Source organism: Allostigmatella hybrida (genome assembly GCF_020103775.1).
GTDB lineage: Bacteria > Myxococcota > Myxococcia > Myxococcales > Myxococcaceae > Hyalangium > Hyalangium aurantiaca.
This window is the reverse complement of sequence record NZ_JAHXBH010000020.1, coordinates 93019-118878: the sequence shown is the minus strand read 5'-3', so window position 1 is coordinate 118878 and position 25860 is coordinate 93019. Positions and strand designations below refer to the sequence as shown.

Genomic DNA, 25860 nt, shown 5'->3' with positions numbered 1-25860 from the left:
TACTTGGGATGCTGCTGGGCTGTACGGCCTCGAAGCCTGCGCTTCGGGAGGAGGCGGAGCGGTCCGTCTGGGCGGGGGGGACCCACAGGTGGTGGAAGGGACACGACCTCTATTAGAAGTGGCTGGAGGAGGCCAAGGCGCTGTACCCCAACGGCGGGTCTACTCGAAGTATCCGATCCCCCAACTTGTTGGTATCGAGCCCTGAGCATGCGCGAAACCATCGAGTTTCGAATCGACGAAGAGCGGGCGCGAAAGTTTCTGGAGCCAGGGCTGGGCGTCCCCCTCAATGACACCTTGCGCCGGGTGGTGCTTCCGCTCGCGGATGCACAGGTCCAGAGAATTGGTGAGATTCAGCGTGAGCACCGGGCCCGGGGCGAATTCTTCTTCATCTACTCGGAGATTCACCGGGCCTACTCGGAAAGTGAGCTTCGAGCCGCAGCATTGTTGGAACTGGTTCCGCGCGCTCGCTTCGAGCCCTCAGGCTCCATGTGTGGCACCACGTATGATGAATCGGCTGCCTGCAAACACTGCGGAGCGGGCGGGCATCAGCTGTCTGAACTCCGGCTCGATACTCGCCGCATTCCGAAAGGAAAAGACATTTCCCAGACAATCGCTGGGGAAATGGTCATCTCTTCACGGCTGGCCAATGCCTTGAGTGCGAACGGGATTCAAGGCGCGGACTACCGGCCCGTCATGCACCGTGGGCGCAAAGGCCCGGAACCCTCTGAGTGGCGTCAGCTCATCGTGACGTCCAAGGCTTTGGAAGTAAGTCCGCAAACACGCGCCGGAATCAATCTGTTCGACTTGGACGAGCCAGGGACGTACCGGTGCCCCCAAGGGCACCTGGCGGGGTTGAACCCGCTCTCCGAGTTGTATCTCTCGCAGCGGAGTGTGGCGCCTGGCGACTGGTTCCGCACGGACAAGCTGTTCGGAGTCCGCCGGGGTGAACTTCGTCCTGAACCGCGGGTGCTCATCTCTCAGAAGCTGCGCCAGGTGCTGGTGGACCTGAAGGCCAAGGGCTTTGCGTTGGAAGTGGCTCACCTCGTGTTGTGATTCTTGGGTCAGTGTAAAAAAACAAGGACAGTGCTTGTCTGCGTGGCCAAAGCCAATTCAGGGAGATTGTTGGTCTCCCATTTAATTCTTGTTTTGCAGGAAAATAAGTTCCGTGTATAAGAAGCGCGCCTCGCAGTAATCCCCCGGAGCGTTCACATGAAGCGTCACCTGTTGGCTGCGCTGACGACGTTGACCCTGGTTGGTTGTGACGGAGCGGATTCCCCCACGGTGAATTCCTCGCGAGAGGTCCACGATGAGGTGGAGCTCTCCAGCGCGGTGAAGCGGGCCCAGCAGAACCTGGGCATGCGCACCCCCGAGGAAGAGCTGGTGGTCCGTTCGGTCTTCAAGGATGACTCGGGCGAGGAGCACGTCCGCTTCGACAAGCGCTACCGGGGCCTGCGGACCATCGGCGGTGACTTCGTGGTGCACCAGTCCGAGACGGGCCTGCTGAAGTCGGTGACCCTCAACAGCCAGGCCTCGCTGCGCGGGCTGGATGTGAAGCCGCTGTTCGATGGCGCCGGGGCCGTGGTGCTCGCGGAGAAGGTGTTCGCCGGCCAGCGCCAGGGGCCCGGCAGCGCGGAGCTGGTCATCGACGCGCGTGAGGACGCCGCCGCGCTCGCCTACGAGGTCATCCTCGAGGGGCTCCAGGAGGATGGCGCCACCCCGAGCGAGCTGCACGTGCTGGTGGACGCGAAGACGGGCCAGATCCGCGAGAAGTGGGAGGGCGTTCACACCGCCGCCGCCACGGGCTCGGGCAAGTCGCTCTACTCGGGCACCGTGTCCATCGGCACCAACTCGGTCACCGGCGGGTACGAGCTGCGCGACCCGTCGCGCGGCGGCTTCTACACGGTCAACTACCCGACGAACGCCGTCTTCAAGGACACGGACAACGTCTGGGGCAGCGGCACCACGTCGGACACCGCGACCGCGGGCGTGGATGCCCACTACGGCCAGCAGGTGACGTACGACTATTACAAGAACATCCACGGCCGGAACGGCATCAACGGCACGGGTGGCACGGGCTACAGCCGGGTGCACTACGGCACGCGCTACAACAACGCCTTCTGGCAGGACAGCTGCTTCTGCATGACGTACGGCGATGGTGACGGCAGCACGTTCACCCCGCTGATCTCGCTGGATGTGGCCGGCCACGAGATGACCCACGGCGTGACGAGCCGCACCGCGGGCCTCGTCTACTCGGGCGAGTCCGGAGGCCTCAACGAGGCGACCAGCGACATCTTCGGATCGCTGGTGGAGTTCTACGCCGCCAACGCCGAGGACCCGGGCGACTTCCTCATCGGCGAGGAGATCTACACGCCTGCGAAGAGCGGGGATGCGCTGCGCTACATGCACAAGCCCTCGCTGGATGGCAAGTCGCCGGACTGCTACTCCAGCACCGTGGGCAGCCTCGATGTCCACGCCTCCAGTGGCATCGGCAACCACTTCTTCTACCTGCTGGCGCAGGGCTCCAACGCCAACCCGGCGAGCCCCACCTGCAACGGCGCGGCCGTGACGGGCATTGGCAAGGACAAAGCCGGGAAGATCTGGTACCGCGCGCTCACCGTGAAGATGACCTCGAGCACCAAGTACGCCGGTGCGCGCACGGCCACCCTCGCGGCGGCCACGGACCTCTACGGCGCAAACAGCACCGAGTACAACGCCGTGAACGCCGCCTGGGCGGCGGTCAACGTCAAGTAACGCCCGCTCCCGAAGGACGTGCGTCACGCGGGCCGGCTTCCCCTGGGAGGCCGGCCCGTTCGCATTTCAGACGACCCATGACGTGGGGCGCGAGCAACCCGTCCTGACAGGGAGGACGCGTCAGCAACCTCTGGTAGGGTGTGGACCTGGGAGGTTTGCGTGTCCGGTCCGCCTCGCAGGGTCGTTTGGCTGTGGATTCACCTGGTGGGAGCGGCCGCCCTGGCGCAACCCAGCTCCGAGAGCCTGCTCCCCGTGCGGCGGCTCACCCTGGCGGGCTCCCGCGACGTGCCCGAGGTGCGGCTGGCGCCGGGACGCCTCACCACGCTCCTGTTCGATGCGCCCCTGGAGGTGAACGCCCTGCGGCAGGTGGGGCGTACGTGGGGCTTCGAGCGCGTGGAGGTGGCGGAGCGCGCCCTGGTGCTGCTGCCCCGCCCAGGCAAGGCGGTGGCGGCGCGGATTCCGCTGACCGTGCGCTTCGCGGATGGCCAGCCCGAGGCGGGGCTGCCCCTGGTGCTGGTGATGGGCAGCGGGGAGGCGGAGGCGCGGGTGGAGGTGGCTCGGGGGCTTCTGCCCGGTTCGGAGGAGCGGGCCGAGCCGCAGGCTGCCGGAGAGGTGCCTGCGGCGGAGGGGGCGGCGCCGCGTGCGGAGGAGGGCGGGCTGATGGGGCTCATCTCCACGGGGCTTCTCGGGGAGCAGGGGATCCGGGCCATCCGGGTGGAGCCCGAGGACTGGGCTCCTCCGGGCATGACGGTGAGGGAGGCCCGGTTGTACGTGGCCACGGGGCGCATGGCGTTGGAGGTCACGCTCTTTTTGGAGCGAGGTGAGCCGCCCTGGGCTCCTGGGGAGGCCATCGTGGATCTCGGACAGTCCGAAAGGGCTGCTCCGCGGGCTGTAGCCCGGCTTTTGGAGGGGGCTGTGCTGCGGCCAGGGGACACCGCACGTCTCGTGGTGGAGTGGGATGCGCCCACAGGGCAGACAATCCCAGGCTGCTGGCTCAGCGTCCCGGAGCGGGGCGGTAAAAGGAGACTTCGGGTGAACGCATTGCCTTTGCAGCCCCGGTCGCCAGAGACGTCGAAGGGACGGAGGCAGCCATGAGGATGGATGGAACGACGGAGCCTCATCGTTCATCGCCGGGCATGGAGGTTCATCCGGACTATCTGGCACCTGGAACGGTCGTGAGTGGCTTCCGGCTGCTGCGTCATGTGGATTCCGGAGGCTATGGCAGTGTCTGGCTGGTAGAGAGCGTGGAGCGTCCGGGGGGCCGGTACGCCCTCAAGTTCAGCCTCCACTCTCCGGAAAACAACCCACGCGGCGATGCACGGGCCGCGCGCGAGCTGCAGCTGTTGCTCCAGGTCTCACACTCCAACGTGGTGCGCGTGGTGGCGCATGGGCGGTGGAAGGATCCCGAGGTGGGACTTCATTACGTCGTGCTGGAGTGGGTGGAAGGCGCCACGCTCCTGGAATGGGCACGGCATACCAACCCCTCCGTGCGGGAGGTGGTTCGCCTGTGCCAGAAGGTGGTGCTCGCACTCCAAGCAGCCCATGACGCAGGGGTTCTCCACCGGGATGTGAAGCCCGGCAATGTGCTCGTGCGGGAGGCGGACGGAGAGCCGTTCCTGGCGGACTTTGGTGCTGGAGAGGCCGGGGGAACAGGTGCTCTCACGCGAGCGGGCACACGTCCTTTCACCCCGCCTTACTGCAGTCCGCGGGTTCTGGCTTCTCAGCTTGAAGGGGCTGCACCCTACCGGTTCCGGCAGGTGGATGATTGGTACTCCGTGGGGGTGATGCTTTACGTGTTGCTCACGGAAGTGCTGCCCTTTCCGGAGGGTTTGCCGGATGCCGCGTTCGCGCAGCAGGTGGCACGGCAGCGCCCCGTTCCTCCGCATCGGATCAATTCCCGGGTTCCGCCCGGGCTGAGCTGGGTGGTGTTGAGGCTGCTCTCCAAGAACCCGCGGCGGCGCTACCAGGATGGGTATCGGCTCTGCGAGGCCCTGGAACGGGTGATGACACAGGCGGGGGCATGGGAGGCTCCCTTGTATGTGCCGCGGCCTATGAGGGCTCCGGAGATGGCCACGACGTTGCCCCCGACACCCGGTGATGGTGTGGTGGCGGAGGATGAGGCCGTGCGGGCGGCGCATGCGCTCAAGGCGGTCGAGGGGCACGAGGAGCAGCGGCGGGAGGCGGCACGCAATCAAAGGGACCTGTTGTTGTCCGCCCAGTCCCTGAGCGGGTGGGCGGGGTGGAAACGTGCCGCTGTCGTAGGGGGCCTCGTGATTCTGGCCGCAGGACTGTGGGCCGTGTGGAACCGGGCCGAGGCGCCGCCCAGCACTTTGCCTGGGGGGCCCTCCTCGCCTGGGGCGGCGGAATCGCGCGTTCTGCCCCAGGACTTGTCCTGGCCACTGCTCCCCACGCACCAAACTCCCGTGGCAGTCTCGCCGCTGCTCTCCGTGCCGTTCTCTTCTCCTGATGCTCCGCAGAAAGACAGTCCCGTGAAGAATTCTCCAGCATCTTCCCCCGCCGATCCTTCTTCTCTGCCGGGCAAGGCCATCCCCAAGCCCAAGAGCGTCAACAAGGGCGCGTTGTGCGCCGTGGCCGGCTTCATCGTGAGTTGTACAGGAGTGCCCGTGAGGCCAGAACCGCAAGCCTGTCCTCCCGAGGCGCTCAAGGCGATGGAGGCCATTGGCATCCGGGCAAGAGATGGCATGAATGTCCGGCTCAATTCCAATTACCCCCCTACCAACGGCAAAGATTCGGTCCCCTTTCGAATTGGTCCCATCGTGAGCTGGGTGGCCTCTGACCGCTATGAAGAGCTTCCGAGGGGGACCCGGCTGTTCGGGCATATCTGGGGCGGTGGCGGAGACCGGTTCTATATCCGCTATACGGAGGCCCAGTTGATCAAGGGTCCTCGCTTTCCTGTCTGCGCCGTGGCCGAAGATGGCACCGAGGGCGGTTTCGGGCTGGTCAAGGATTCTAGTTCCACCCAGGACACGTTCAAGCACACCAACATCGGGATCGCGACGTTCGTGGAAGCGTTCACCGAATAGGTGCGCGTGGCTTTTGTCAGCGTGTCATACTACCTTAGGGGTAGGCCACTTTTAGGTGACCGAACCGCTGGGTTCGAGGCGAAGGGTTGCCTCAGGAGCGCACGCATGTCCGCTGACCGCACCACCACCCCCGAGGGGGACATCCACTTGTTCACCGCGAATGGGGTTCACTACTCGCTGGTGAGAGAGCTGACGGGAGAGGGGCCGGGGGAGCGTGTCCTCGCGCAGCGCCATACCCCCGGCGGGCCAGGGGGCCTCGCGGTCATCAAGTGCCTGCCTCCCGCGGCCCGGATGGCGGAGCGCCGCCGGATGCTCGAAGAGGCCCAGGTGGCCCGGAGGCTGGACCATCCGGCCATCGCGCGGGTGCTGCACGTGGACACGCGGGCCCGGCGTCCCCTGGTGGTGATGGAGTACGTGGATGGCCTGGCGCTGGAGCAGGTGCTTCGCCGCGCCGTGCGGCGCCACAAGCCTGTGTCCGAGCGGTTCGCCGCCTATGTCATCGCGCAGGCTGCCGATGCGCTCCATTATGCGCACACGCTGAAGGACGGTCATGGGCGGCTCCTCCACCTCGTGCACCGGGACGTGAATCCCTCCACCCTCCGGATCAGCAAACACGGTGAGGTGAAGCTCACGGACTTCGGGGCGGTCTTCACGCGGCTGCCCGGCCGGCAGCGTACGCCCGCGCATACCCTGAAGGGCACCGTCGGCTACTCCGCGCCCGAAGTGCTGCGCCTGGGAACCCCGGAGGCCCGCTCGGACATCTTTTCCCTGGGCGTGGTGCTGGTGGAACTGCTGACCCATGTCCATGTGCTGGACTTGCCCTATGAGCGGCCGAGGATGCGCCTCTCAGGGGGCTTCCAGCGGTTGCTCGGAAAGCTCTGGCCCGAGAAGGGCGCCTGGGTGGATCCGGCCCGGCTCGGTGACCGGGCCTCGCGGCTTCATGCGAGGGACGTGGAGAAGGTGATGGCCGCCGTCTCCGAGCCGCTGCGGGCCGTGGCGCTTCGGGCGCTTCGCGTCGATCCGGCTGAGCGCCATGCCACCGCGGCGGCCATGCGGGATGCGCTGCGCGCGTTTCTGTCCGCCACGGGGCGGCCCTATGGACCGAGCGAGGCCGTGGAGGAGATCCGCGAGGTCATCTCCATGGCCTCCCAGGCGCGGGGGGAGATGGAGACCAGCCCCGAGTACGTCCCCCACGAGTTCCGGAACGGGCGCGCCGTGCGCCATTGAGGCGGTTTTACTTCACCAGTCGGGCTCGCAGAACCAAGGCGCACTAGACGAATACTGGCCGCAGCGGAAACCGGTGCCGCAAGCATCGGGAGCCTGCGGATCGCATGGGCGGCGGCAGACGACGAGAGAACACGTCAGGCCGTCTGGACATGCCTTTTCGTCAGGCTGGCATTGGGTGACGCAATCCATCCAGATCTTACCCACAGGCCCTGTTGCATCCAGCACCTTGCACTGCTGGTTCGCGGGACAGGAGCCCTGCTGACAGTTGCGGCCGTAGACGGTTGCACAAGCCGAGGAGCCTCGCTCGTAGCGGATGCACTGTTGGCCTGTGGGGCATCCTTGAGCTTCGCAAGTAGGCATGCAGAGGGGCTCTGCTGCCTCCTCGTCACAGAAAAAGCCTGAGGGACAATCCTCTTGGACTCCGGGACGGCAAGGCGTGCCGCACCAGCCACGCCTCCCACTGCATTGAAGGCCAGGCCCGCAGGCCGTTTGCGAATCCGCTGGTGTGTCGTTGCATCTTGCGCCGAGCGGGCGGGAGCCCACGGGAATGCAGAGCCGCACCAGGAGCCCTTTGCCCGTGGTAGAACTGTTGCGGCAGACGAGTCCTTCGGGGCAATCTCGATCCGTGCTGCATTGGCTGTCCGCGCAGTAAATCTGGCCAATGCGGCCATCGACGAGGCACCCCAGGGGCGGCTCGCAATCGGCGCTCAGCTTGCAACTCCGATGGTAGGTTCCCAACTGTGCCCGTGCTGCGGCGTCCAGCACAGGGCTGATGTGTTTTTCCTGTCGCTTGTGCAGAGCACTCGCCGGGTTTGTCAAGCTTCCTAGGAGCAGAATCAGGGGTAACGGTAGGAGGAAGGCCAAGCTTACACTCACCATTACTTGCCATCGGGACCGCCGCATTTCTTGAGGCACATGTTGCTCGTTGGGTCTTCACAGAACAGCTCAAATTCATCCTGAGTGCAGTTCGTTCGCAAGCGTTCCATCAAATCCTTGTGCACCGCGCGGTCGATGGTGCCCTCTCTTCCGAAGGAGTGGGGGCACGCCGTGGCTGTGGCGAGTGCCATCGCTCCTATGCCCACCGCTTTCCATTTCATTCGTTGATTTCCCCCGGGCCCGGGCTTCACCTTGCCCGAGGCTATCAAATGAAGAAGCCCGCCGTGAGCCTTCAGGGCTCAGGCGGGCTCCCGGGACTGCATGTTCAGGCGTTTAGGCCTTGTTGAGGGTCTCTTCGCGCAGCACCAGCATGGAGCGGCCGACGAGCTCAAACGTTCCGGTCTTCACCGGGCCCGTGGGCTTCGCGTCGTCCGAGGTGTCGAACTCGAGCACCCACTGGCGCCCCTCCGCCGCGGCCGGGATGGTGAAGCGCACCGGCTCATGGTGCGCGTTGAGCAACACCAGCAAGCCGTCGCCAATGACGCGCTGGCCCCGCTCGTCCAGCGTGGGAATGGCGTCTCCGCCCAGCTGGAATGCCAGCGACCGCACGAACGGCTTCTGCCAGTCCTCCGGGCTCATCTCCGTGCCGTCCGGCCGGTACCAGGTCAGGTCCTTGGAGCGCGAATCCCAGATGCGCTCGCCCTGGAAGAAGCGGCGGCGCTGCAACACGGGCTGCCGGTGCCGGAACTGGATGAGCCGCGAGCTGAACTCCAGGAGCGCCTTGCCGCGCGCATCCAGGTTCCAGTTCACCCACGACAGCTCGTTGTCCTGGCAGTAGGCGTTGTTGTTGCCCTTCTGCGTCCGGCCCATCTCGTCGCCCGCCACCAGCATGGGCACGCCCTGGGACAGGAAGAGCGTGGCCAGCAGGTTGCGCTTCTGCCGCTCGCGCAGGGCGATGATGTTCGCGTCCTCCGTCTCGCCCTCCACGCCGCAGTTCCAGGCCTGGTTGTCGTCCGCGCCGTCGCGGTTGTGCTCGCCGTTGGCCTCGTTGTGCTTGTGGCTGTAGGTGACCAGGTCGTGCAGCGTGAACCCGTCATGCGCGGTGACGAAGTTGATGGACGCCTGCGGACGGCGCTTCGCCTCCTGGAACATGTCCGAAGAGCCCGCCAGCCGGTGGCCCACCTCGCCCGCCTGGTTCTCGTCGCCCTTCCAGTAGCGGCGCAGCGCGTCCCGGTACTTGCCGTTCCACTCGCGCCACGGCGCCGGGAACTTGCCCACCTGGTAGCCGCCCATGCCCACGTCCCAGGGCTCCGCGATGAGCTTCACCCGGTTGAGCACCGGATCCTGGTTGATGATCTGGAACAGCGGCGCGTTCGGGCTGAACTCCCCCGCCGCCTGGCGCCCCAGCGTCGTGGCCAGGTCGAACCGGAACCCGTCCACGTGCATCTCCTCCACCCAGTAGCGCAGGGAGTCCACGATGAGCCGCGCGGCCTGCGGCAGCGAGGCATTCAGGCTGTTGCCGCACCCGGTGAAGTCCAGGTAGTAGCGCGGATCCGGCATCGTCCAGTAGTAGGCCGTGTTGTCGATGCCCTTGAGCGACAGCGTGGGCCCCATGTGGTTGCCCTCGCACGTGTGGTTGTACACGACGTCGAGCAGCACCTCGATGCCGGCCGCGTGCAGCGCCTTCACCATGGACTTGAACTCGGCCACCTGCGAGCCCGGCGTCCGGCGGCTGGCATAGCGCTGGTGGGGCGAGAAGTAGCAGAGCGTGCTGTAGCCCCAGTAGTTGGACAGGCCTTTGTCGTTGAGGAAGGAGTCGTCGGCCGCCTCTTGCACCGGCAGCAGCTCCACCGAGGTGACGCCCAGCTTGAGCAGGTGCTCGATGACGGCCGGGTGGGAGAGGCCCGCGTAGGTGCCCCGCTGGTGCTCGGGCACCGCTGGGTGCAGCATGGTGAGGCCGCGCACATGCGCCTCGTAGATGACCGTCTTACGCCAGGGGATCTCCGGGCGGTGGTCATTGCCCCAGTCGAAGAAGTCACTCACCACGACGCCCTTGGGCACGCCCGCAGCGCTGTCCTGCTCGTCGCGCGCCAGGTCCCCATCGGCATGGCCCAACGTGTAGCCGAACACCGGTTGCTTCCAGTCCACCTCGCCATGCAGCGCCTTGGCGTAGGGGTCCAACAGCAGCTTGTGCGGGTTGCAGCGGTGGCCCTTGGCGGGATCATACGGGCCATGCACCCGGAAGCCGTACAGCGTGCCGGGCTCCATCCCTGGGATGTAGCCGTGCCACACGAACTCCGTTACCTCGGGCAGATCAAAGCGGCCAATCTCCTTCGACGGATTCGCGGGATCGAAAACACACACCTCTACGCGCGACGCGACCTGCGAGTAGATCGCGAAATTCACGCCCGTTCCGTCGTACGTCGCTCCGCGGGGGTAAGGCCGTCCCGGGTATACGTCCATTGCCATCGGTTATCCGTTCCTCTTGCCGGATTGCGGCTGAATCTGGGGGGATGCGCCGTTGGGTTCAAGGCGAGTGTGCCCAGCGGGGCTGCGGGGTGTAGGGCGCCTGACACCCCATGGACGCGCGCCCGCCCCTGGCGCGTGTGCACGGGCCCCGGCACACCGTGCGGTCAGGCAGCCCAGGCCTGTTCCGGCCGGGAGGGCCCTTGGTGTTGGGCTGTCGGGAACCCAACTTTCCGCCACGGGAAAGCAAGGAGCCCGGAACCATGCGAAAGATCATTCTGTCGGCGGCCCTCGTGTTCACCCTGGGTCTTCCCCTGGCCAGTCACGGCCAGCAGGCGGGCGGAGGAGCGGGAACTGGGGCCGCTGGTTCCCCGGCGGGTGGAACGGGCACTTCGAGCAATGGCGCGGGCTCCACGGTGGGGGGCACGCAAACGCCGTCCACAGGTTCCTTCACGGTGCCTTCGCAGCCGCTGAACAGCCCAGGGCTGGGCACCGGCACTGGGAATGTGAACGGCCTCGGTCAGACGGGCGGTACCGGTGGCGCCGGGCAGGTGGGCTCGGGAACCGGGACGACGGGCTCCACCATCACCCAGCCTGGGACCGCGCCGGGAACGCCGGCCAGCATTCCTCCGCTGAGCGGAACCTCCACGGTGCCTGGGACGGGGCAGGTGGGTAGCACTCCGGTCGGCAGCACCCCGGTGGGGAACACCCCGGCCCCCAGCACGACGGGGACGGGCACGGGAGTGGGGGCGCCCGGGGGCGCTTCGACCCAGGGGACTCCCGGAGGCTCCGCGGCGCTCACCCCGCAGCAGGCCCAGGAAGAGATTGCCCGGTTACAGTCCGAGGTGCGGCGGCTCCAGGCGGAGGCCGATCGCAACCGGGATGAGGGCACGGGCGGCTCCGGCACGGTGGGGGACGATGCCGCCGTGGCCAGTGCGATCTTCGAGGGCCGGGTGAAGGATGTCTCTCAAAAGGTCATCGAGGTCATCGACTTCGAGACGGGCGAGCCCTATCTGCTGCGCGTGAATGATGATACTCGCGCCACCCGGGGCGCTCAGCGCATTCCCCTGGCCCGCATTCAAGAGGGCAGCCGCGTCCGCGCGTCCTTTGATTTGGTTTCCGGGGAGACGGTGGCCACCCACATTCAGGTCTTGAAGCGGCGCTGAGGGCCGTGCTCCCTCCCTGGCGTACAGGGGCAATGTCGGGTGGTGAAAACATCCGCCCGGCCATCGTCGTACGCCAGACGTCAATGCCTCAATTCGCGTGTACTCGACGTTTTCGCAGACGAAGGTGCAGCCCTGTTTTTCATCGGACGCCTTTGCGGCGCCCTTTTCCCAAAGGAAGCATCCACATGAAGCGCACCCTTCAGAGCCTCGTCATCGCTGGTTCCCTGGTTTGTGGTTCCGCTGCATTTGCTCAGGGCACCACCGCCCCGGCGGCCACCGCCAAGGCAGGTAAGGCCGGTGCAAAGGGCACGGTCGAGCACATGGGCGTCATCGTTCCCGCGGACGAGAAGGCCTATCTCGAGCGGCTCCACCATGCGAACCAGCAAGAGATCAAGCTGGGCCAGCTGGCCCAGCAGAACGCCCAGAACCCGGACGTGAAGGCTTTTGGCAGCCAGATGGTGAAGGAGCACACCGCCGCGGACGAGAAGCTGATGGCCTACGCGAAGGGCAAGAACCTGAAGCTGGCCGACCCCAAGCCGATGAACGACGTGGAGAAGAAGGCCATGAGCGCGGACAAGGCCTCCACGGAGAAGCTCCAGGCACTCAAGGGCATGCCGTTCGATTCGGCCTATATGGCCAACCAGCTCGGCACCCATGACATGGTGCTCGGCAAGCTGGCCGCGGGCCAGCAGGCCTTCAGCGGCGACGCCGAGGCCCTGGCGCTCATCAACGAGAACGCGCAGCACGTGGCCATGCACCGCCAGCAGGCCTACACCGTGCTCGGCAAGCTGGCCCCGCAGCCCAGCGCCGTGGGCGGCTCGGGCGATGCGCACATGAATCACAACATGGGCGCCGGCGCCAACGACATGAAGGGGACCCCTGGGGCGGCTGGCTCCACCGGCTCCACCGACATGAACAAGGGCACGCAGGGCATGAAGAAGTAAGCCGCCCTCGGCCCCGCAGCGCTTGCGCCGGTTCCCGTTTCCGGGGACCGGCGCTTGCCGTTTTCAGGCCGCGATGGCCCGGTCCAGCGAGCGCCAGGTGCCGAGCGCCCAGTCCTGCTCGTCCGGATCATCGAAGCTCACCACGCACAGCGCCCGGCGCGTGCCGGCGTGGCACAGCGCCGTGAGGCGGCACTCGCCCGGCTCCATGTGCAGCGAGGCCCGGCCGCTGACGCGCGCCCCGCGGTGCTCCAGCTCCAGCACCCGGCGCTCGGAGCTGGCCGGGGCGATGTCCTCCGCGTCCTCCAGCGGCACGAAGCGCACGCTGCGGCGGTGGTCTCTCGCCACCCAGCTTCCGTCTCCCAGCCGTTCCTCCGCCAGCGAGCCCGGGATGCGGATCTCCCAGCCCTCCGGCAGCGCCACGTGCACCGAGCCCCGGCGGTACCCGATGCGGGGGCCCTCGGGGGCGAGGGCCGCGCGGCGGCTCACCTCTTCGGCCAGCGTGCCGCCCAGGCCCAGGTACCCGAGCACCTCCTGCCACTCGCGCCACGGGTACTCCCGGGTGGGCTCCTCGCGCCACGCCTGCTCCAGCAGCTTCGCCACGTTGCGGTAGAGGCGCCGCTCCTCCTCCAGGAGCGGAGGCCGCCAGATGAGCTCCGTCCACAGCAGGCTCAGGGCCCGTCCCCGCCGCGAGGCCGCGTTCACGCCGGGCTTCCACCAGGGAAACACGTCCTGGCCGCGCTGGGGCTCCTCGCACACCGCCCGCAGCCACGCCTCGTCGCGGGGGCCCAGCGGGGTGAGCAGGGCGCCCGGGTGCTCGAACGCATGGCCAAAGCGCATGGAGAGCGCGAAGCCCGAGCGGCCCTGGCCGCGCAGCTCCAGCACCTGGGCGGCCACCTTGGAGAGCCACGTGAGCATCTGCTGCTCCACCGCCCCGGCATCGCCCGTGTGGAAGTAGCCCGTCGGGTCCCCCACGGCCGCCTCGGCGTCGCGGTCCGCCCAGGTGATGTGGAGTGCCTGGCCGAGCTGCTTCAGCACCTCGCACAGGTAGATGTGGTACCCGGGGCCCACCGCCGAGGTCTCCGCCGAGATGACCACCCGGGCCTGCCCCGCGGCCACCACGGACACCTCGCCCGCGGCCGGGTGCAGGCGCAGCAGCAGCATCGGCGCCCCCTGGGGGCCGTCGAGCCGGCGCGAGCCTTCCAGCCCTTCGCCCACGTTCTCCTGGAACCAACGCTCCACGCGCCGCAGCCAGGGCTCGGGAGCCTCGGGGGGAGAGAAGAACGCGTCTCCTCCGCCATATCGTCCTGCCAGCAGCAACCGGATGCTCATCTCGCCTCGCTCGGGGGTCGACCTGGGTTCGTCTGGAAGGAACGGCCTACCCGGGGAAGTTATGTCGGGCTTTGGGGCCGGGCGCCCGCTTTCCTGAAGGGGCGCTTTATTCCCAGGCGTTCATGGCTGGCTCTGGCCTGGAGGGTTGGGAGCCAGAGGGCAAGGGCTGTCCCGGAAGGGTGACTGGGCCCTTCTGGGGCACCACCTTGAAAGCAGAACCGTGAAACCCGGAGGACGTGCCATGAGCCAGAAAGACGTGCTGCATATTCCCATCCCGGAAGTGCCCGCCACCCGCCACACGGGCGGCTCGGAGGAGCGGCCGGAACATCCTCACCACGCCCCCATCATCCGGCCCTCGGAGGGCCCCGCCGGGACTCCGGCGCAGAGTGATGGGCCGCGCATCATCCATCCGCAGAGCTCGCCCAACTCCTATCCCGGCGTCGGCGTGAGCTGATGCGGGGAAAAAGGAAACGGCGTCCACGCCGGAGCGTGGACGCCGTGGAAGTCCTCAGAGGACCCAGCGGTTAGCGGGCCCCTTCGGCCGACTCCACGTCGTGCTCGATCGTGTCGTCATTCGGAGACAGGGACGAGTCCGTGGTCGAATCCGGCAGGCGGACGCCCTCGGGCGCGTCACCGGCCTCGTTCAGGCTGTCGTCGTTGATCATGCTGTTGTCCATGCCGGAGCCGCCGGTGCCCGGGCCCATGTCCGTGTCGGCGTCATGGTGGATGCCCGGCTCCATCTCGGAGTCCCGGATGCTCTCGTTCTGCGGCGTGCGCAGCGGATCCTCTTCCGGCATCCGGAGGTTGTCGTCGGAGGGCCGCATCTCGCTGCCGGAGCCGCCCGTGCCCGGAGGCGTGGCCGTCGTCCCGGTCGTCCCCGTGCTATCGGTCGCGGGCGGAGTGCTCATGGTGTCCGTCGCGGGTGTGGTGGTGCTTTCCGGACGGTCCATGGAACTGTTCGACTTACATCCCACGAACGTCAGCGTCCCCGCCAGCAGTCCCGCCACCAGTGCCTTGGTCTTGAGGCTCGTCATCGCTGTTCTCCCCGTTGAGTGTTTGTGTGGGTGCTTCGTTGCTGGCCGGGAACGTGGCCAGCAAATCCCACACGTGCAGCGGACGCTCGCCCGGCAGCCCGCTCTCCGGGACGGCATCCCCGGGCGCGCCTGCACTTCGGGAGGGGAGGGCTTGCGCGGCCCCGCGTCAGGGAGGCGTGGGGCCCGCCACGCTGGGCATCAGGTCCTCGCCGTCCGGCTGGGCCGGGGGCGGGCACCCCGTGAGGCGCATCAGCGTGGCGCCCACGTCCTCCGCGCGCGCGGTGGCCAGGCGCTGTCCGGTCGGCACGCCCGGGCCCGAGAGGACGTACGGGACGCGGAGCTGATCCGCACGCAGGCCGCCATGGCCCCCGCGGTAGTTGCCCACGATGAGCTCGTAGTCCGCGGCCAGGTCGTAGCCGGGGGCCGCCGTCACCACCAGGTCCCCCACGTCCGGGGCGTTCCCACCTCTAGCCCCTGCTTTGGGGCGTGGACCACCAGCGAATGTCCTGGCAGAGCCGCCCCCAGGAAACATCGCAGATGCCTGAGCCGCTTCTCACTGGCGGGCAGATGGTTGCCGTTTAGGACACGGACGCGGTAGCCCTTGGCCCAAGGACTCGGAGCCGCCTGCATCAGCTTGACCACTGGTTTCAGCCGCTGCTCGTTGCCGCGCCCCAGAGACGGCTCCATCCGGTTCACCTTGCCGTAGGGCGCGGCCAGCGAGGTGTCCACTTCCGGGGCCACACACAGTGGCGGGCGTAACCCCATTGCCTCCACCGACATCACCCCCACCACCGTGGAGAAGAGCAATTCCTTCGTATCCTACCGCTCCCGGTGCTCTTCAGAGAAAGAGAGCCTACCCACGTGGAACGGTCGGCTCGGTGTAACACCAACCACGCCATGATGCTAACGGGACTCTCTTTGACGAACCATTCAATCACCGCATCGGATGCCACTGCAAGCTTTCGGGCGAGCAACCAATCACGGAGAGTCACGACTACATCCGCCTATTTCATCAGAAGCGGCCATGGCGAATTACCGCCTGCTGCCTTGCATGTTCTTTGAGGCCTTGAAATAGATTTTTCGCTATGCCAATAGCGTTTGCTCAAGCTTTTTTTGATAACCATGTGAGGCAAAGAGGGAAGTGGATAGCGATGTTTTCGTAGCGAGCGCGAATAATCTCCGGTGTAAGGGCCAGCTTGTCGGCCAAGGTTCGCACGCGTGAGTCATCAACAGGAAGACGGGGGTCAATCCACAGTGATTTGGCGTCTCCTGTCCAAGAAAGGAGTTCTCGGTCTAAGTGGTCGCTACACGTTATGGCAAAAGCCTCAGTTGCTGCCCGTCGGATGGTTTGATCCGGGTCATTGTGCATGGTGAGGAGCATTGAGGTCCGAGCATCGCCACGGTTTCGTAAAAGTGCTTTGGCGATACCTCGTCGGATGGCCGGATCAGCGTGCTTAAGGCCTTTTCCTACAAACTCGGTGGCGGAAGGATCAGGGTTTTTCACAAGTGCTGTTGAGGCCTGTAGCCGTATGTTCCGAGAAGTTATTCTTTCCCACAGGGCCTGCACTGCCCTGGGGTCAGGTATGTTTCCGAGGGCGCTGATTATCGCATATGGCTCAGCGTCGTCGGGATGCTTGAGCATGCGGAGTAACAGTTCAATGCCTCGGCGGTCGTGGTTTGTTCCGATGAATTCGACTGCCTTGGATTTGATCCGGAGCGAAGGATCGGAAAGCCGCTCAAGGATCGCATCGTCTGTTATGCATGTTGGCTTAAGTGCAAACAGAGACCAGTACACAACTTCATGGTCGGCTGATTCGTCAGCAATGAATTCCAGAAGTCGACGCTGGTTCGCATGGTTTGGCTTCCAGAAGCCATGTTCGCTCATCCATCCGAGTGCCCATGTTGCTGCGTGTCTGACAGGCACAGAACTTTCGAGCATTGAAAGTAGAGCGTTGCATGCCTCAGTGACGTGTTGGAACTGGGGATTGTCTGCGTAGGGGAGGCTCTTTTGAAACGCCAGTTGCATTAGGTGCAGAGCGCTTGCAATGGCGCGATGTACATCTCCTGATTGAAGTGCCGCAAGTTGGTCAACCAAAAGAGTTTGCAGTGGATCTTTTTTGTGCCTGAGATGGCGCACTTCGGCAACTAGGCCTCCAAGATCACTGCGCCTATCCCAAGAGCTGGTCATAAACTCAGTGACAAGTTCTTTTTCGAATTGGTGCGACCATTCGGAGTTGGCTAGCTCCAGTGCCGCGCGATAAAAAAGCGTGTCTCGGGCGCCATGGCCGTAAATATCTCCAGATTGAAAATAGGTGACGACTTGGTGCAATACAGAAAGTGCAGTCTCCTCTCGGACGCTTGGCTCATCGGCTAGGCATTCCATTGCCAGAATGGCTCGAGGACGGGCCGTTACCGTCTCATCTTCATGGTCGCGAGCGTTTAGGATAGCCAAAAGAGTAGTGTCGATATCGGCACTATCACGGCGGCATCCGACGCAAAGTCGTAGGGCTTCTCGCCAGTTCTCTGTGACAGCAATCTCTGGTTGCTCTAGTTGATCTAATAAGTCCTCTTGAAGGTTGACAGGCGCCGTCTGTCCAGCCAGCCGTGAGACGACTTCGTCGCGCGGGGCGTTAGTAGGATTGGCAAAGCGTCCGTATGCCAGCGCTCGGCCTGCCATATACTCTTGGAAAGTGAGGTGACGGAACTCGAAGACTGGTACTTCGATTCCTTCGTATACCTCTCGACCTGTTTCGACGACGAGGCCAGTACGTCTCTCAAGCAGACGAAGGAACTCCTCTGGAGAGTGGTTGGCTGCTCGTCTCTGTTGTGGAAACTCCTGGCGCATCTGTACAAGCAGATCAAGAATTTCACCTTCGCGTAGGCGTTGCACTCCGCGGTCGCACATGGAATATGCAAGATATTCAAGCTGTGGCAGTGCTTCTTCAGGGTCGAGCGGCGCATCTTGTTCACTCCTCCAGCGGAGGAGCACCTTGACTGCCTCGTAATAAAGTTCAGCGCGTCGACTCGGAAGTTGCCCTACTTGGCGCTTTACGAGTGCTGTTGTCGTGAGTAGCATGGCATTGCCTGTGAGTTGCTCAATGCGCTCACTGCTATGGATTGCCTTGATTAAGTCTGCAGTCGATCTATCGCGCCGTTCAGTCGGTTCGGTTAAGGCGCACCACCTGCGTGCGAAGTCATCTTTCTCTGCTCTTCCGAGGTCAGCCACTGAGACGTGGTCGAAGCTACGGCCAATTCGATAGCCCATCTCGCGATAGCCGACAATGCGCGAGGTCACGACAATTGGTGCTTTACTAAAAGTTACCCGGAGTTGTTCAAGCTGTTGACAAAAATTGGCACGGGCGCGCGGATCGGCGATCTCGTCGAGCCCATCAATTAAAAGAAGTGCGTCTCCAGCGTCGAGTTTCTCCCTGAGCATTTCTAGAAGAGCAGTGGTTTCGTCTTCGGCCATCCCTGTTTTGCGGAGAACGTGCTGGAGGATCGTTTCAAGAGACCCTTGGATACAATTTTGGTCTAGGTCGCGGCATCGAATGAGAACCGGTAGCCAGTCCTCTTCTGGCAGCGTTTCGACATCTGGGAGATCTTTGAATGCCGGATCGTGCTTCAGTCTTAGGAGATAGGCGGTAGCAAGCCATCTGAGTAAGGTTGTCTTGCCCGCGCCGGGATCTCCCAGTACGACAAGTCGGCGTACTTCTCGTAATCGCTCGCCGAGTGTTACAATTCGTAATGACTTGTCTGACCGATCTGACGTGTAAGAATCTTTGCTTCGGCGGCCTGCTGCGTGAAGCCGAAAGTTCGCGCGACGCTCTTCAATTCTTGTGAGCTCGGCCTCATGAGGAATGATGTCTTCCCTTCTTCCTGTTTCAACCTCTACGCATACGTGCACGGACACGAAAAGTCGTCGCAGTTCAAGGGTTCGTGTTGCTAGGTGGCGATCACCGTCGGGCAGATTTGCCAGATCTACAATGTCGCATGAGTCAAGAGCGAGCGAGCGGTAACGGTCGAGCGCACGTTGTCTGCGGTTACCCGCCCTAAGTGCGATAGCGTGATCCTCGCTTAACGGATAATGCTTCTGCAATGCCTTGATCAAGGCTCTTGTTGCAGTGTCTGGATCTTTCCAATACTCAGCCACAACTTCATCCGCAGCCAATAAGTCCGTGTACACCTTCGGCTGCATGCGGACGACGAAGATCTTCGCACCGTTCTTCCTCGCCGCTTGCGTGAGCTCGTTCGCCCAGCCAGTGCCGACGGCAGCGACGGTTGCACACACAACAACAGGTCCACCAAGAGAGAGTACGCTCGACGCTGCTGCTAAAATAGAGTCGCCAACGAGGACTGTACCTCGGTGTGCGACTTCGTAGCCTGCCGCACGAAGCGGCTCAGCTAGTTGCTCTGCGCGATCTTCTTCGTCTTCAGCGTGTGCGATGAGGATCTTCCATCTTTCCGATGTCATCGAATCGCCTTAAGCAACTGCGTAAGACCGTCTGCCCAGTTGTGTACAAGATCTGCGTATTTGAGGTGCTCTAAAATTATTGGTGGAGGACCCCCGCTAAGGTTCACCGGGAGTAACTTGACCTTTTTCCCATTGAGTTGGCGCGTGCGGAATGATTCCCATTCTTCCGCCGTCCAAGGAGAGTTGACACCATGTGCCGAGTAGCAGAGCACTAGGTATTCGGCGTCGCGTAGACCTTCTCCCATTTTCCCAAGGATTGAATCGCCAATCCCAATTTCCCAGTCATCAAGCCATACTGTATGTCCTGCTGCTTGAAGTTCGCTCGCTAAGCGCGTCGCGAGTGCCATGTCCGCAGTACGGTGGCTAATGAAAACTTTTGCCATGTCCGCATCTCCTGTCGCGCAGGGCCTATTGTCCCAATTGGTCAGAGTTGCATGATTCTGCGGGCTAATAGGTTGGCGACACTTGCCTTCCTGAGGGTTTAGTAATTGAAATGGGCTACTGGTTTGTTTTTCAAGATGCTGTATGCCTTCACGGGGATTTTAATCAGTGGAGTTGTGGTAGATGTGGACGGGTTAAAAAGCTCTCTTGGGTAGAGAGCTTTTAAGGGGCTTTCAGGGAGGCGTTGGACCCGCCACGCTGGGCATCAGGTCCTCGCCGTCCGGCTGGGCCGGGGGCGGGCACCCCGTGAGGCGCATCAGCGTGGCGCCCACGTCCTCCGCGCGCGCGGTGGCCAGGCGCTGGCCGGCCGGCACGCCCGGGCCCGAGAGGATGTACGGGACGCGGAGCTGATCCGCCCGCAGGCCACCGTGGCCCCCGCGGTAGTTGCCCACGATGAGCTCGTAGTCGGCGGCCAGGTCATAGCCGGGGGCCGCCGTCACCACCAGGTCCCCCACGTCCGGGGCGCTCATCAGCCGGTGCAGCCGCACCACCGCGTCCGGGAAGCCCGTGGTGTGCGTGGCCTGGAGCCAGTCGCGTGCGCTGCGCGGCTGCCCGTCACACAGCCCCCGGGTGGCCTCGCTCTGGGCGTAGCCCAGCGGGTCCTCGCCCTCGCAGGCATAGGCCAGCCCGCCGTCGCGCGGGGTGATGCGGGCCTCGCCCGTGCGGGAGAAGAGGCGCACCTCGCCCGAGGCGTCCGCGCGCGTCACCACCAGCTCCACGCCCTCCACCTTCCGCAGCACCTCCACCACGTTCACGGCGGTGCCGCCCCGGTGCGGGGCCTGCTGGAAGGCCGTGCCCGGCGCCGCGCGGGTCTTCCACGCCTCCGCGCCCTGGGCGCCTTCCGCGCGCAGGTACACGTAGTTCATCGTGTTGCCGTTCACCGCGAGGATGACGTCGGTGTCCTGCCAGGTGGAGACGGGCTCATCGAGCCGCGTGCGGCTCAGGTTGGTGGCCTCGCCGCGCCAGGCGCTCAGCCCCGCCTGTCCCAGGGCCTGGCGCAGGTCCACGTTGTGCTTCACGTCCGTCACGCCGTGGTCGGAGATGATGGCGTAGACGCGGTGCTCCTCCTGGCCCAGGCGCCGGCTCTCCTCGCGGTAGCGGCCAATGAGCGCGTCCGCGTGCCGCACCAGCGCCACGTACGTCTCGTCCGTGCCGGCGATGTGCTGGCGCGCATCCGGCGTGGCCAGGGTGAGCCACTGCACCTTGGGCTGGAAGGCCAGGTCCTTCATGGCCAGCTCCACCGTCTGCGTCTCGGCGGCGAACCAGTCCGGCAGGAAGCGGGGGCCCAGCCAGGGCGTGCCCGCAAGGAAGCGCAGCACCCCGTACTGCTCCTGGTACTTGGCGATGCTGAAGGCCCAGCCGAGAATCTCGTTCCGCACCACGCCCCGGTTGGCGTAGCTGTTCACCGAGAAGGAGTGCTGGCCGGGGAAGCACTCGAAGAGCGTGCGCGGCTCGGACACCATGTCCTGGTTCATGGCGACGTTGGTGCGGCCCACGTAGTTGCGGAAGTTGCCCTCCTGCGCCTCGCGGCGGAACCAGCGCAGCCCCAGCACCCCGCTGTGCACCGCGTCGCGGCCGGTGAGGAACGGGTAGAAGCCGTAGCCCGTCATGCTGGGGAACGCCGCGATGCCGTCCTCCACGTAGAGCCCCGACTCCATCAGCCGGGCGATGTTGGGCAGGCGGCCCGCCGCCAGCTCCCGCTGGAACACCTCCTGCGACAGCCCGTCCACCAGGAAGAAGGTGAGGTAGGGCGGATCCGCGGGGCGTCCCCGGGGGGGAGGAGGGCGCAGCATGTAGGTGACTCCCAGGAGCACGAGTCCGGCAAGCAGGCTGAACCGGAGCCAGCGGCGAGGCTTCTTCATGTGGGGCCGGAAGAAAGCATGCCTCCGGTGGATATGTCAGGGTGCTGACGGCAGCCTGGCCAGGGCTCCGTCCCCCGCCTGCCCCCCGTGTGGGTTTCGTTGACTCACGGGGGCAGCCTCGACATGTTGGGGGGCCTCCATTGCGCGGTTTTGGACAAAAGAGCGGACTTCATGAGTGACAAGCGGTTGAGTGAGCGGTTCGAGACGGCCATCGGCGCCCTCGCCGCACGGAACCACCGCAAGCCCTGGCAGGCCCTGTTGCTGGCCGGGGTGCTGGTGGCGGTGGGTTCCTTCCTGGCGGGCAAGCTGACGCTCAACGCGGACCTGACCGCGCTCCTGCCCCGCTCCTTCTCCAGCGTCCAGGACCTGGAGAAGCTGCGCAAGCGCTTCGGTGGCCAGGGCAACGTGGTGGTGGCGGGGCTGGGCGCGGAGCCCGAGGCCCTCAAGCGCTTCGCCGATGACATGGCGCCCCGGCTCGCCCAGCTCTCGGAAGTCCGCTACGTCAACTACCAGCGGCCCCGCGCCTTCTTCGAGGAGCACGCGCTCTATTACGTGGATGTGCCGGACCTGAGGACGATTCAGGAGCGCATCGACGCGCGCATCCTGTGGGAGAAGCAGCAGGCCAACCCGCTCTTCGTCCGGCTGGACGAGGAGCCCGCGCCCTCCCTGGACTTCTCCGACATCGAGCAGAAGTACACGGGCGGCGCCAGCCAGCGCTTCGCGGGCACGGGCTCGGGGCAGGGCTCGGCGGCGGGGGAGCTGTACTACCTGGATCCCGAGGAGCGCATGGTGGTGCTGCTGCTCAAGCCCAAGGGCAGCTCCGCGGACCTGAACTACGCCAAGAAGGTGGTGGGCCAGGTGGAAGAGTTCCTCGCCCAGCAGGACCTGTCCAAGTACGGGCCCGGCTTCACCACGGCCATCACCGGCAACTACAAGAAGAAGATCGACCAGCAGAAGGTCATCACCGGAGACCTCGGGCGCGCCTCGGGCATCGCGCTGGTGCTGCTCGTGCTGTACCTGGCCTTCCACTTCCGCAGCGCCTGGAGCGTGGCCTTCACGATGGCGCCCGTGGTGGCGAGCCTCTCGTGGACGTACGGCTTCGTGGGCGCGGTGTACGGGCAGGTGAACCTGCTCACGGGCTTCCTGGGCGCGGTGCTGGGCGGCCTGGGCGTGGAGCACGGCATCCACCTGCTGGGGCGCTATGCCACGCTGCGCTCGGAGGGGCAGGACTCGCTGGCGGCGGTGCGCGAGTCGTTCCGCCACACGGGCTTCTCGGCGCTCATCGCCGCGGTGGTGGCGGCGCTCACGTTCCTGAGCCTCTCCATCTCCGAGTTCATCGCCTTCCGCGAGTTCGGCGTCATCGCGGCGATCGGCATGGTGCTGAGCATCGTCTCGTACGTGCTCATCCTGCCGGCGATGCTGGGGCTGGCCTCGCGCCTGGGGTGGACGCCGGGCGTGCACGAGGCGTCCGCGGGGCCCCTGGCCGTGCTGGCGCGCTGGCTGCCGCAGCACTACCGCGCGGTGTCCATCGTCGTGGGCGTGGGCATGGTGGCGCTCATCAGCCAGGCGTGGCGCGTGAGCTTCAACTACGACTCGACGAAGCTCGATGACGTGTCGCTGCCGTCGGTGCGGCTGGACCGGCGCATGGACAAGATCCTGGGCTACTCGCAGTCCCCGGTGGTGGTGCTCACCGACACCCAGGCGCAGGAGCTCGAGGTGGTGCGCGAGCTCAAGGCGCGCAAGGAGAAGCAGGGCAAGGACTCCACCATCGACTTCGTGGGCTCGGTGGCGGACCTGGTGCCCGGGAAGCAGCAGGAGAAGCAGGCGATTCTCCAGGCCATTCACCGGAAGCTGGAGGGGTTGGATCTCTCCCGGCTGTCCGACACCGTGCGGCCCGACGTGGAGCGCGCGCTGAAGATGTCGGCCGCCCAGCCCTTCGACCGCTCGACGCTGCCCGACGCGGTGCGCCGGCAGTTCGAGGGGATGAACGGGGGGGATGCGGGCGGCGTGGTGCTGGTGTACGCGGCGGTGAACCTCGCGGACGGCGCGGGCACGCGGCGCTTCGCCAAGGAAGTGCGGGGGCTGCAGCTGCCGGATGGCTCCAACGTCTCGGCCACGGGCGAGTCGCTCATCCTGGCGGACATCCTGGACATGGTGGCGCACGACGGGCCGGAGATTCTCGCCGCCGCGGTGCTGTCGGTGCTCGTGGCGATGTGGATCACCCTGGGCCGGCTGCGCACGGCGCTCATCTGCATGATGCCCACGCTGGTGTCCGTGGCGGGGCTCGTGGGGCTGATGGCCATCCTGGACCTGCAGTTCAACTACCTGAACCTGGTGGTGCTGCCGGTGCTGGTGGGCACCACGGTGGATGCAGGCGTGCACCTGGTGCAGCGCCTGGGCGAGCCGGACAGCGACTTCATCAGCGTGTACGCGGAGACGGGCCGGGCCATCACCGGCGGCCTGCTGACGAGCGCCATCGGCTTTTTGGCGCTCATCCTGGCGCGGCACCCGGGGCTCAACTCCATCGGCACCCTGGCCAACCTGGGCTTCGGGGTGAACATCCTCATCGTGCTGGTGGGCTTCCCGGCCTTCCTGCTGCTGGTGGAGCGCTGGCGGCGCAAGCACCACGTGGTGGAGGAGGGCGTGCCTCCGGCCGAGGAGGGCGCCGCGGGCCACCAGTAGCGGCCGGAGTCCTGAAAGGGACTTGATGGGCTGGGTGCAAGCACATCCACCCATGGAGTAGGGTTGTGGGCAGAGGGTTGCCCATGAACACGACGCTGCCGGTGCTGGAGCCGGATCCCGCCTCGCTGCCCCTGGGGACGAAGGTGGGCCCCTGGCGGGTAACGGGCTGGAGGGGCCGAGGCACCTCCGGCACGGTGTACCGGGTGCAGCGTGAGGGCGAGGCGGGGCTGTACGCGCTGAAGCTGGCGCTGCACGTGGGGGATGAGCGCTTCGAGCGCGAGGCGTCGCTCCTGCGGCGCATCCGCTCGGCCTACGTGCCGGTGCTCCACGGGCAGGGGCTGTGGCAGCACCGCCGCGGGGTGTTTCCCTACCTGGTGATGCAGTGGGTGGAGGGGGTGCCGCTCTACGAGTGGACGGCGAGCCACCAGGCCTCCTCCCGGCAGGCCCTGCGCGTGCTGGCGCGGGTGGCCCAGGCGCTGGAGGCCACGCACGAGGCGGGCGGCGTTCACCGGGACGTGAAGGGCGACAACATCCTGGTGCAGGGCCCGGATGGCCACCCGTACCTGATGGACTTCGGGGCGGGGGACTTCCGGGGCGCGGCGACGCTGACGTGGCAGGTGCTGCCGCCGGGGACCTCCGCCTACCGCAGCCCCGAGGCGTGGGCGTTCCAGGAGCTGTTCTGGCGCCACCCCACCGCCCGGTACGCGGCCAGCCCGTGTGATGACCTGTTCGCGCTGGGCATCACCGCGTACCGAATGGTGACCGGGGAGTACCCGCCGCCCACCGAGCCGGAAGAGGCGGGCGCAGAGGTGTGGGCACAGGAGGGCCCCGGCCCCCAGCCCCCGAGCGCGCTCAACCCCCGGGTGAGTCCGGAGCTGGATGCGCTGGTGTTGCGGCTGTGCGCGGTGTCGGCGCTGGAGCGCTTCAAGGGCAGCGCGCGGCAGGCGGCGCAGGCCCTGGAGGAGGCGGCGCAGCGGGCGGGGCCGGGCGCGGACCGGGCGCTGGAGGTGCGGGTGGCGGAGGTGCCCGGGTGGGCGAAGCGGGAGAACGGCGGGGCGTGGGAGGTGCACCGCGCCTCACCCGCCCCGCTGCCGGCCGAGTCCGGCCCGGGGCCCTCGGGGCGGATGTGGCCCGCCGTGCTGGAGGGCATGTGGGCGGTGAGCGTGCTGGGGGTGGTGGTGGGGTTGTTGGCTGCGCCCGTGCTCCGGGGGTGGGGCGCCCGGGCCGAGGAGGACGCCCGGGAGCGCTGGGACGGGGACAGCCGGGATGGGGGCGTGACGGCGATGGGGGACAGCGCGGCGATGAGCCCGGTGGCCTTCACCGCGCCCATGGAGACCCCCCGCTTGAACCCGGGGCTGGGGTTGCCGATCCCCGAGCGTCCCTTTCTGGGACAGCGCCGGCCGCCGTGCAACCGCAACGGCGAGGTCGAGATCCGCGGCGGGTGTTGGTACGCCCTGCGAGACGCCAATCAGCCGTGTAAAGAAGATGCCTATGACTGGAAGGGCGCCTGCTACCTGCCGTCCTTTCCGGCCCAGCGGTCTCCCACGTCCGAGCATCCCTAACCGTC

17 protein-coding genes are annotated in these 25860 nt (G+C 65.8%); 10 read left to right on the top strand and 7 right to left on the bottom strand.

Features of this window, described 5'->3' with window-relative positions:
• Positions 1-207 precede the first annotated feature (207 nt).
• The 5 genes from KY661_RS25820 to KY661_RS25800 all read left to right on the top strand — a co-directional run bounded on the left by KY661_RS25820 (position 208) and on the right by KY661_RS25800 (position 7022).
• Positions 208-1053, top strand: a complete 846-nt coding sequence (locus KY661_RS25820; RefSeq protein ID WP_225412757.1) for a hypothetical protein — start codon at positions 208-210, stop codon at positions 1051-1053.
• 156 nt (positions 1054-1209) lie between these two features.
• Entirely contained in the window at positions 1210-2751 is a 1542-nt protein-coding gene (locus KY661_RS25815; RefSeq protein ID WP_225412756.1) for a M4 family metallopeptidase, read from the top strand.
• A gap of 159 nt (positions 2752-2910) precedes the next feature.
• On the top strand, positions 2911-3846 hold the full coding sequence (locus KY661_RS25810) for a DUF2381 family protein (protein WP_225412755.1): 936 nt from the start codon (positions 2911-2913) through the stop codon (positions 3844-3846).
• 2 nt (positions 3847-3848) lie between these two features.
• Entirely contained in the window at positions 3849-5795 is a 1947-nt protein-coding gene (locus KY661_RS25805) for a serine/threonine protein kinase (RefSeq protein ID WP_225412754.1), read from the top strand.
• 105 nt (positions 5796-5900) lie between these two features.
• Entirely contained in the window at positions 5901-7022 is a 1122-nt protein-coding gene (locus tag KY661_RS25800) for a serine/threonine-protein kinase (RefSeq protein ID WP_225412753.1), read from the top strand.
• A gap of 1209 nt (positions 7023-8231) precedes the next feature.
• Here the strand turns inward: KY661_RS25800 and glgX are convergent.
• Entirely contained in the window at positions 8232-10367 is a 2136-nt protein-coding gene (gene glgX / locus KY661_RS25795) for a glycogen debranching protein GlgX (protein WP_225412752.1), read from the bottom strand.
• A 260-nt stretch (positions 10368-10627) separates the two neighbouring features.
• Here glgX and KY661_RS25790 point away from each other — a divergent pair, with 260 nt between their 5' ends.
• Together KY661_RS25790 and KY661_RS25785 are read left to right on the top strand one after the other, a co-directional pair.
• Positions 10628-11530: a hypothetical protein gene (locus KY661_RS25790; RefSeq protein ID WP_225412751.1), complete on the top strand. Its 903-nt coding sequence runs from the start codon at positions 10628-10630 to the stop codon at positions 11528-11530.
• 185 nt (positions 11531-11715) lie between these two features.
• Positions 11716-12474 carry a DUF4142 domain-containing protein gene (locus tag KY661_RS25785; protein ID WP_225412750.1) on the top strand — a complete coding sequence of 253 codons (759 nt, stop codon included), beginning with the start codon at positions 11716-11718 and terminating at the stop codon, positions 12472-12474.
• 63 nt (positions 12475-12537) lie between these two features.
• Here the strand turns inward: KY661_RS25785 and KY661_RS25780 are convergent, their stop codons facing one another.
• Positions 12538-13803 carry a hypothetical protein gene (locus tag KY661_RS25780; protein WP_225412749.1) on the bottom strand — a complete coding sequence of 422 codons (1266 nt, stop codon included), beginning with the start codon at positions 13801-13803 and terminating at the stop codon, positions 12538-12540.
• Positions 13804-14044: 241 nt separating this feature from the next.
• Here KY661_RS25780 and KY661_RS25775 point away from each other — a divergent pair, with 241 nt between their 5' ends.
• Positions 14045-14257 carry a hypothetical protein gene (locus KY661_RS25775; protein WP_225412748.1) on the top strand — a complete coding sequence of 71 codons (213 nt, stop codon included), beginning with the start codon at positions 14045-14047 and terminating at the stop codon, positions 14255-14257.
• A 70-nt stretch (positions 14258-14327) separates the two neighbouring features.
• Here KY661_RS25775 and KY661_RS25770 read toward each other — a convergent pair whose 3' ends face one another.
• The 5 genes from KY661_RS25770 to KY661_RS25750 all read right to left on the bottom strand — a co-directional run bounded on the left by KY661_RS25770 (position 14328) and on the right by KY661_RS25750 (position 21611).
• Positions 14328-14837, bottom strand: coding sequence for a hypothetical protein (locus KY661_RS25770; protein ID WP_225412747.1), 510 nt, complete (start codon positions 14835-14837; stop codon positions 14328-14330).
• A 166-nt stretch (positions 14838-15003) separates the two neighbouring features.
• Positions 15004-15285 carry a hypothetical protein gene (locus KY661_RS25765; protein WP_225412746.1) on the bottom strand — a complete coding sequence of 94 codons (282 nt, stop codon included), beginning with the start codon at positions 15283-15285 and terminating at the stop codon, positions 15004-15006.
• A 654-nt stretch (positions 15286-15939) separates the two neighbouring features.
• On the bottom strand, positions 15940-19308 hold the full coding sequence (locus KY661_RS25760) for an NACHT domain-containing protein (RefSeq protein WP_225412745.1): 3369 nt from the start codon (positions 19306-19308) through the stop codon (positions 15940-15942).
• Entirely contained in the window at positions 19305-19691 is a 387-nt protein-coding gene (locus tag KY661_RS25755) for a toll/interleukin-1 receptor domain-containing protein (RefSeq protein ID WP_225412744.1), read from the bottom strand. Before KY661_RS25755 ends, KY661_RS25760 begins: the two co-directional genes overlap by 4 nt.
• Positions 19692-19922: 231 nt before the next feature.
• Positions 19923-21611: an alkaline phosphatase family protein gene (locus tag KY661_RS25750; RefSeq protein ID WP_225412743.1), complete on the bottom strand. Its 1689-nt coding sequence runs from the start codon at positions 21609-21611 to the stop codon at positions 19923-19925.
• A gap of 171 nt (positions 21612-21782) precedes the next feature.
• On the opposite strand from KY661_RS25750, the gene KY661_RS25745 reads away from it, so the two are divergent.
• Together KY661_RS25745 and KY661_RS25740 are read left to right on the top strand one after the other, a co-directional pair.
• The gene (locus KY661_RS25745; protein WP_225412742.1) at positions 21783-24293 is read left to right on the top strand and encodes an efflux RND transporter permease subunit; all 2511 of its coding nucleotides are present in this window, start codon (positions 21783-21785) and stop codon (positions 24291-24293) included.
• A gap of 83 nt (positions 24294-24376) precedes the next feature.
• Positions 24377-25855, top strand: coding sequence for a serine/threonine-protein kinase (locus tag KY661_RS25740; RefSeq protein ID WP_225412741.1), 1479 nt, complete (start codon positions 24377-24379; stop codon positions 25853-25855).
• The last annotated feature ends 5 nt before the right edge of the window (positions 25856-25860 follow it).

Bases quoted from the DNA above. Each gene is read 5' to 3' on its own strand.
- KY661_RS25820 (WP_225412757.1), top strand. From the start codon at position 208: ATGCGCGAAACCATCGAGTTTCGAATCGACGAAGAGCGGGCGCGAAAG.
- KY661_RS25815 (WP_225412756.1), top strand. From the start codon at position 1,210: ATGAAGCGTCACCTGTTGGCTGCGCTGACGACGTTGACCCTGGTTGGT.
- KY661_RS25805 (WP_225412754.1), top strand. From the start codon at position 3,849: ATGGATGGAACGACGGAGCCTCATCGTTCATCGCCGGGCATGGAGGTT.
- KY661_RS25800 (WP_225412753.1), top strand. From the start codon at position 5,901: ATGTCCGCTGACCGCACCACCACCCCCGAGGGGGACATCCACTTGTTC.
- glgX (WP_225412752.1), bottom strand. From the start codon at position 10,367: ATGGCAATGGACGTATACCCGGGACGGCCTTACCCCCGCGGAGCGACG.
- KY661_RS25790 (WP_225412751.1), top strand. From the start codon at position 10,628: ATGCGAAAGATCATTCTGTCGGCGGCCCTCGTGTTCACCCTGGGTCTT.
- KY661_RS25785 (WP_225412750.1), top strand. From the start codon at position 11,716: ATGAAGCGCACCCTTCAGAGCCTCGTCATCGCTGGTTCCCTGGTTTGT.
- KY661_RS25780 (WP_225412749.1), bottom strand. From the start codon at position 13,803: ATGAGCATCCGGTTGCTGCTGGCAGGACGATATGGCGGAGGAGACGCG.
- KY661_RS25775 (WP_225412748.1), top strand. From the start codon at position 14,045: ATGAGCCAGAAAGACGTGCTGCATATTCCCATCCCGGAAGTGCCCGCC.
- KY661_RS25770 (WP_225412747.1), bottom strand. From the start codon at position 14,837: ATGACGAGCCTCAAGACCAAGGCACTGGTGGCGGGACTGCTGGCGGGG.
- KY661_RS25760 (WP_225412745.1), bottom strand. From the start codon at position 19,308: ATGACATCGGAAAGATGGAAGATCCTCATCGCACACGCTGAAGACGAA.
- KY661_RS25755 (WP_225412744.1), bottom strand. From the start codon at position 19,691: ATGGCAAAAGTTTTCATTAGCCACCGTACTGCGGACATGGCACTCGCG.
- KY661_RS25750 (WP_225412743.1), bottom strand. From the start codon at position 21,611: ATGAAGAAGCCTCGCCGCTGGCTCCGGTTCAGCCTGCTTGCCGGACTC.
- KY661_RS25745 (WP_225412742.1), top strand. From the start codon at position 21,783: ATGAGTGACAAGCGGTTGAGTGAGCGGTTCGAGACGGCCATCGGCGCC.
- KY661_RS25740 (WP_225412741.1), top strand. From the start codon at position 24,377: ATGAACACGACGCTGCCGGTGCTGGAGCCGGATCCCGCCTCGCTGCCC.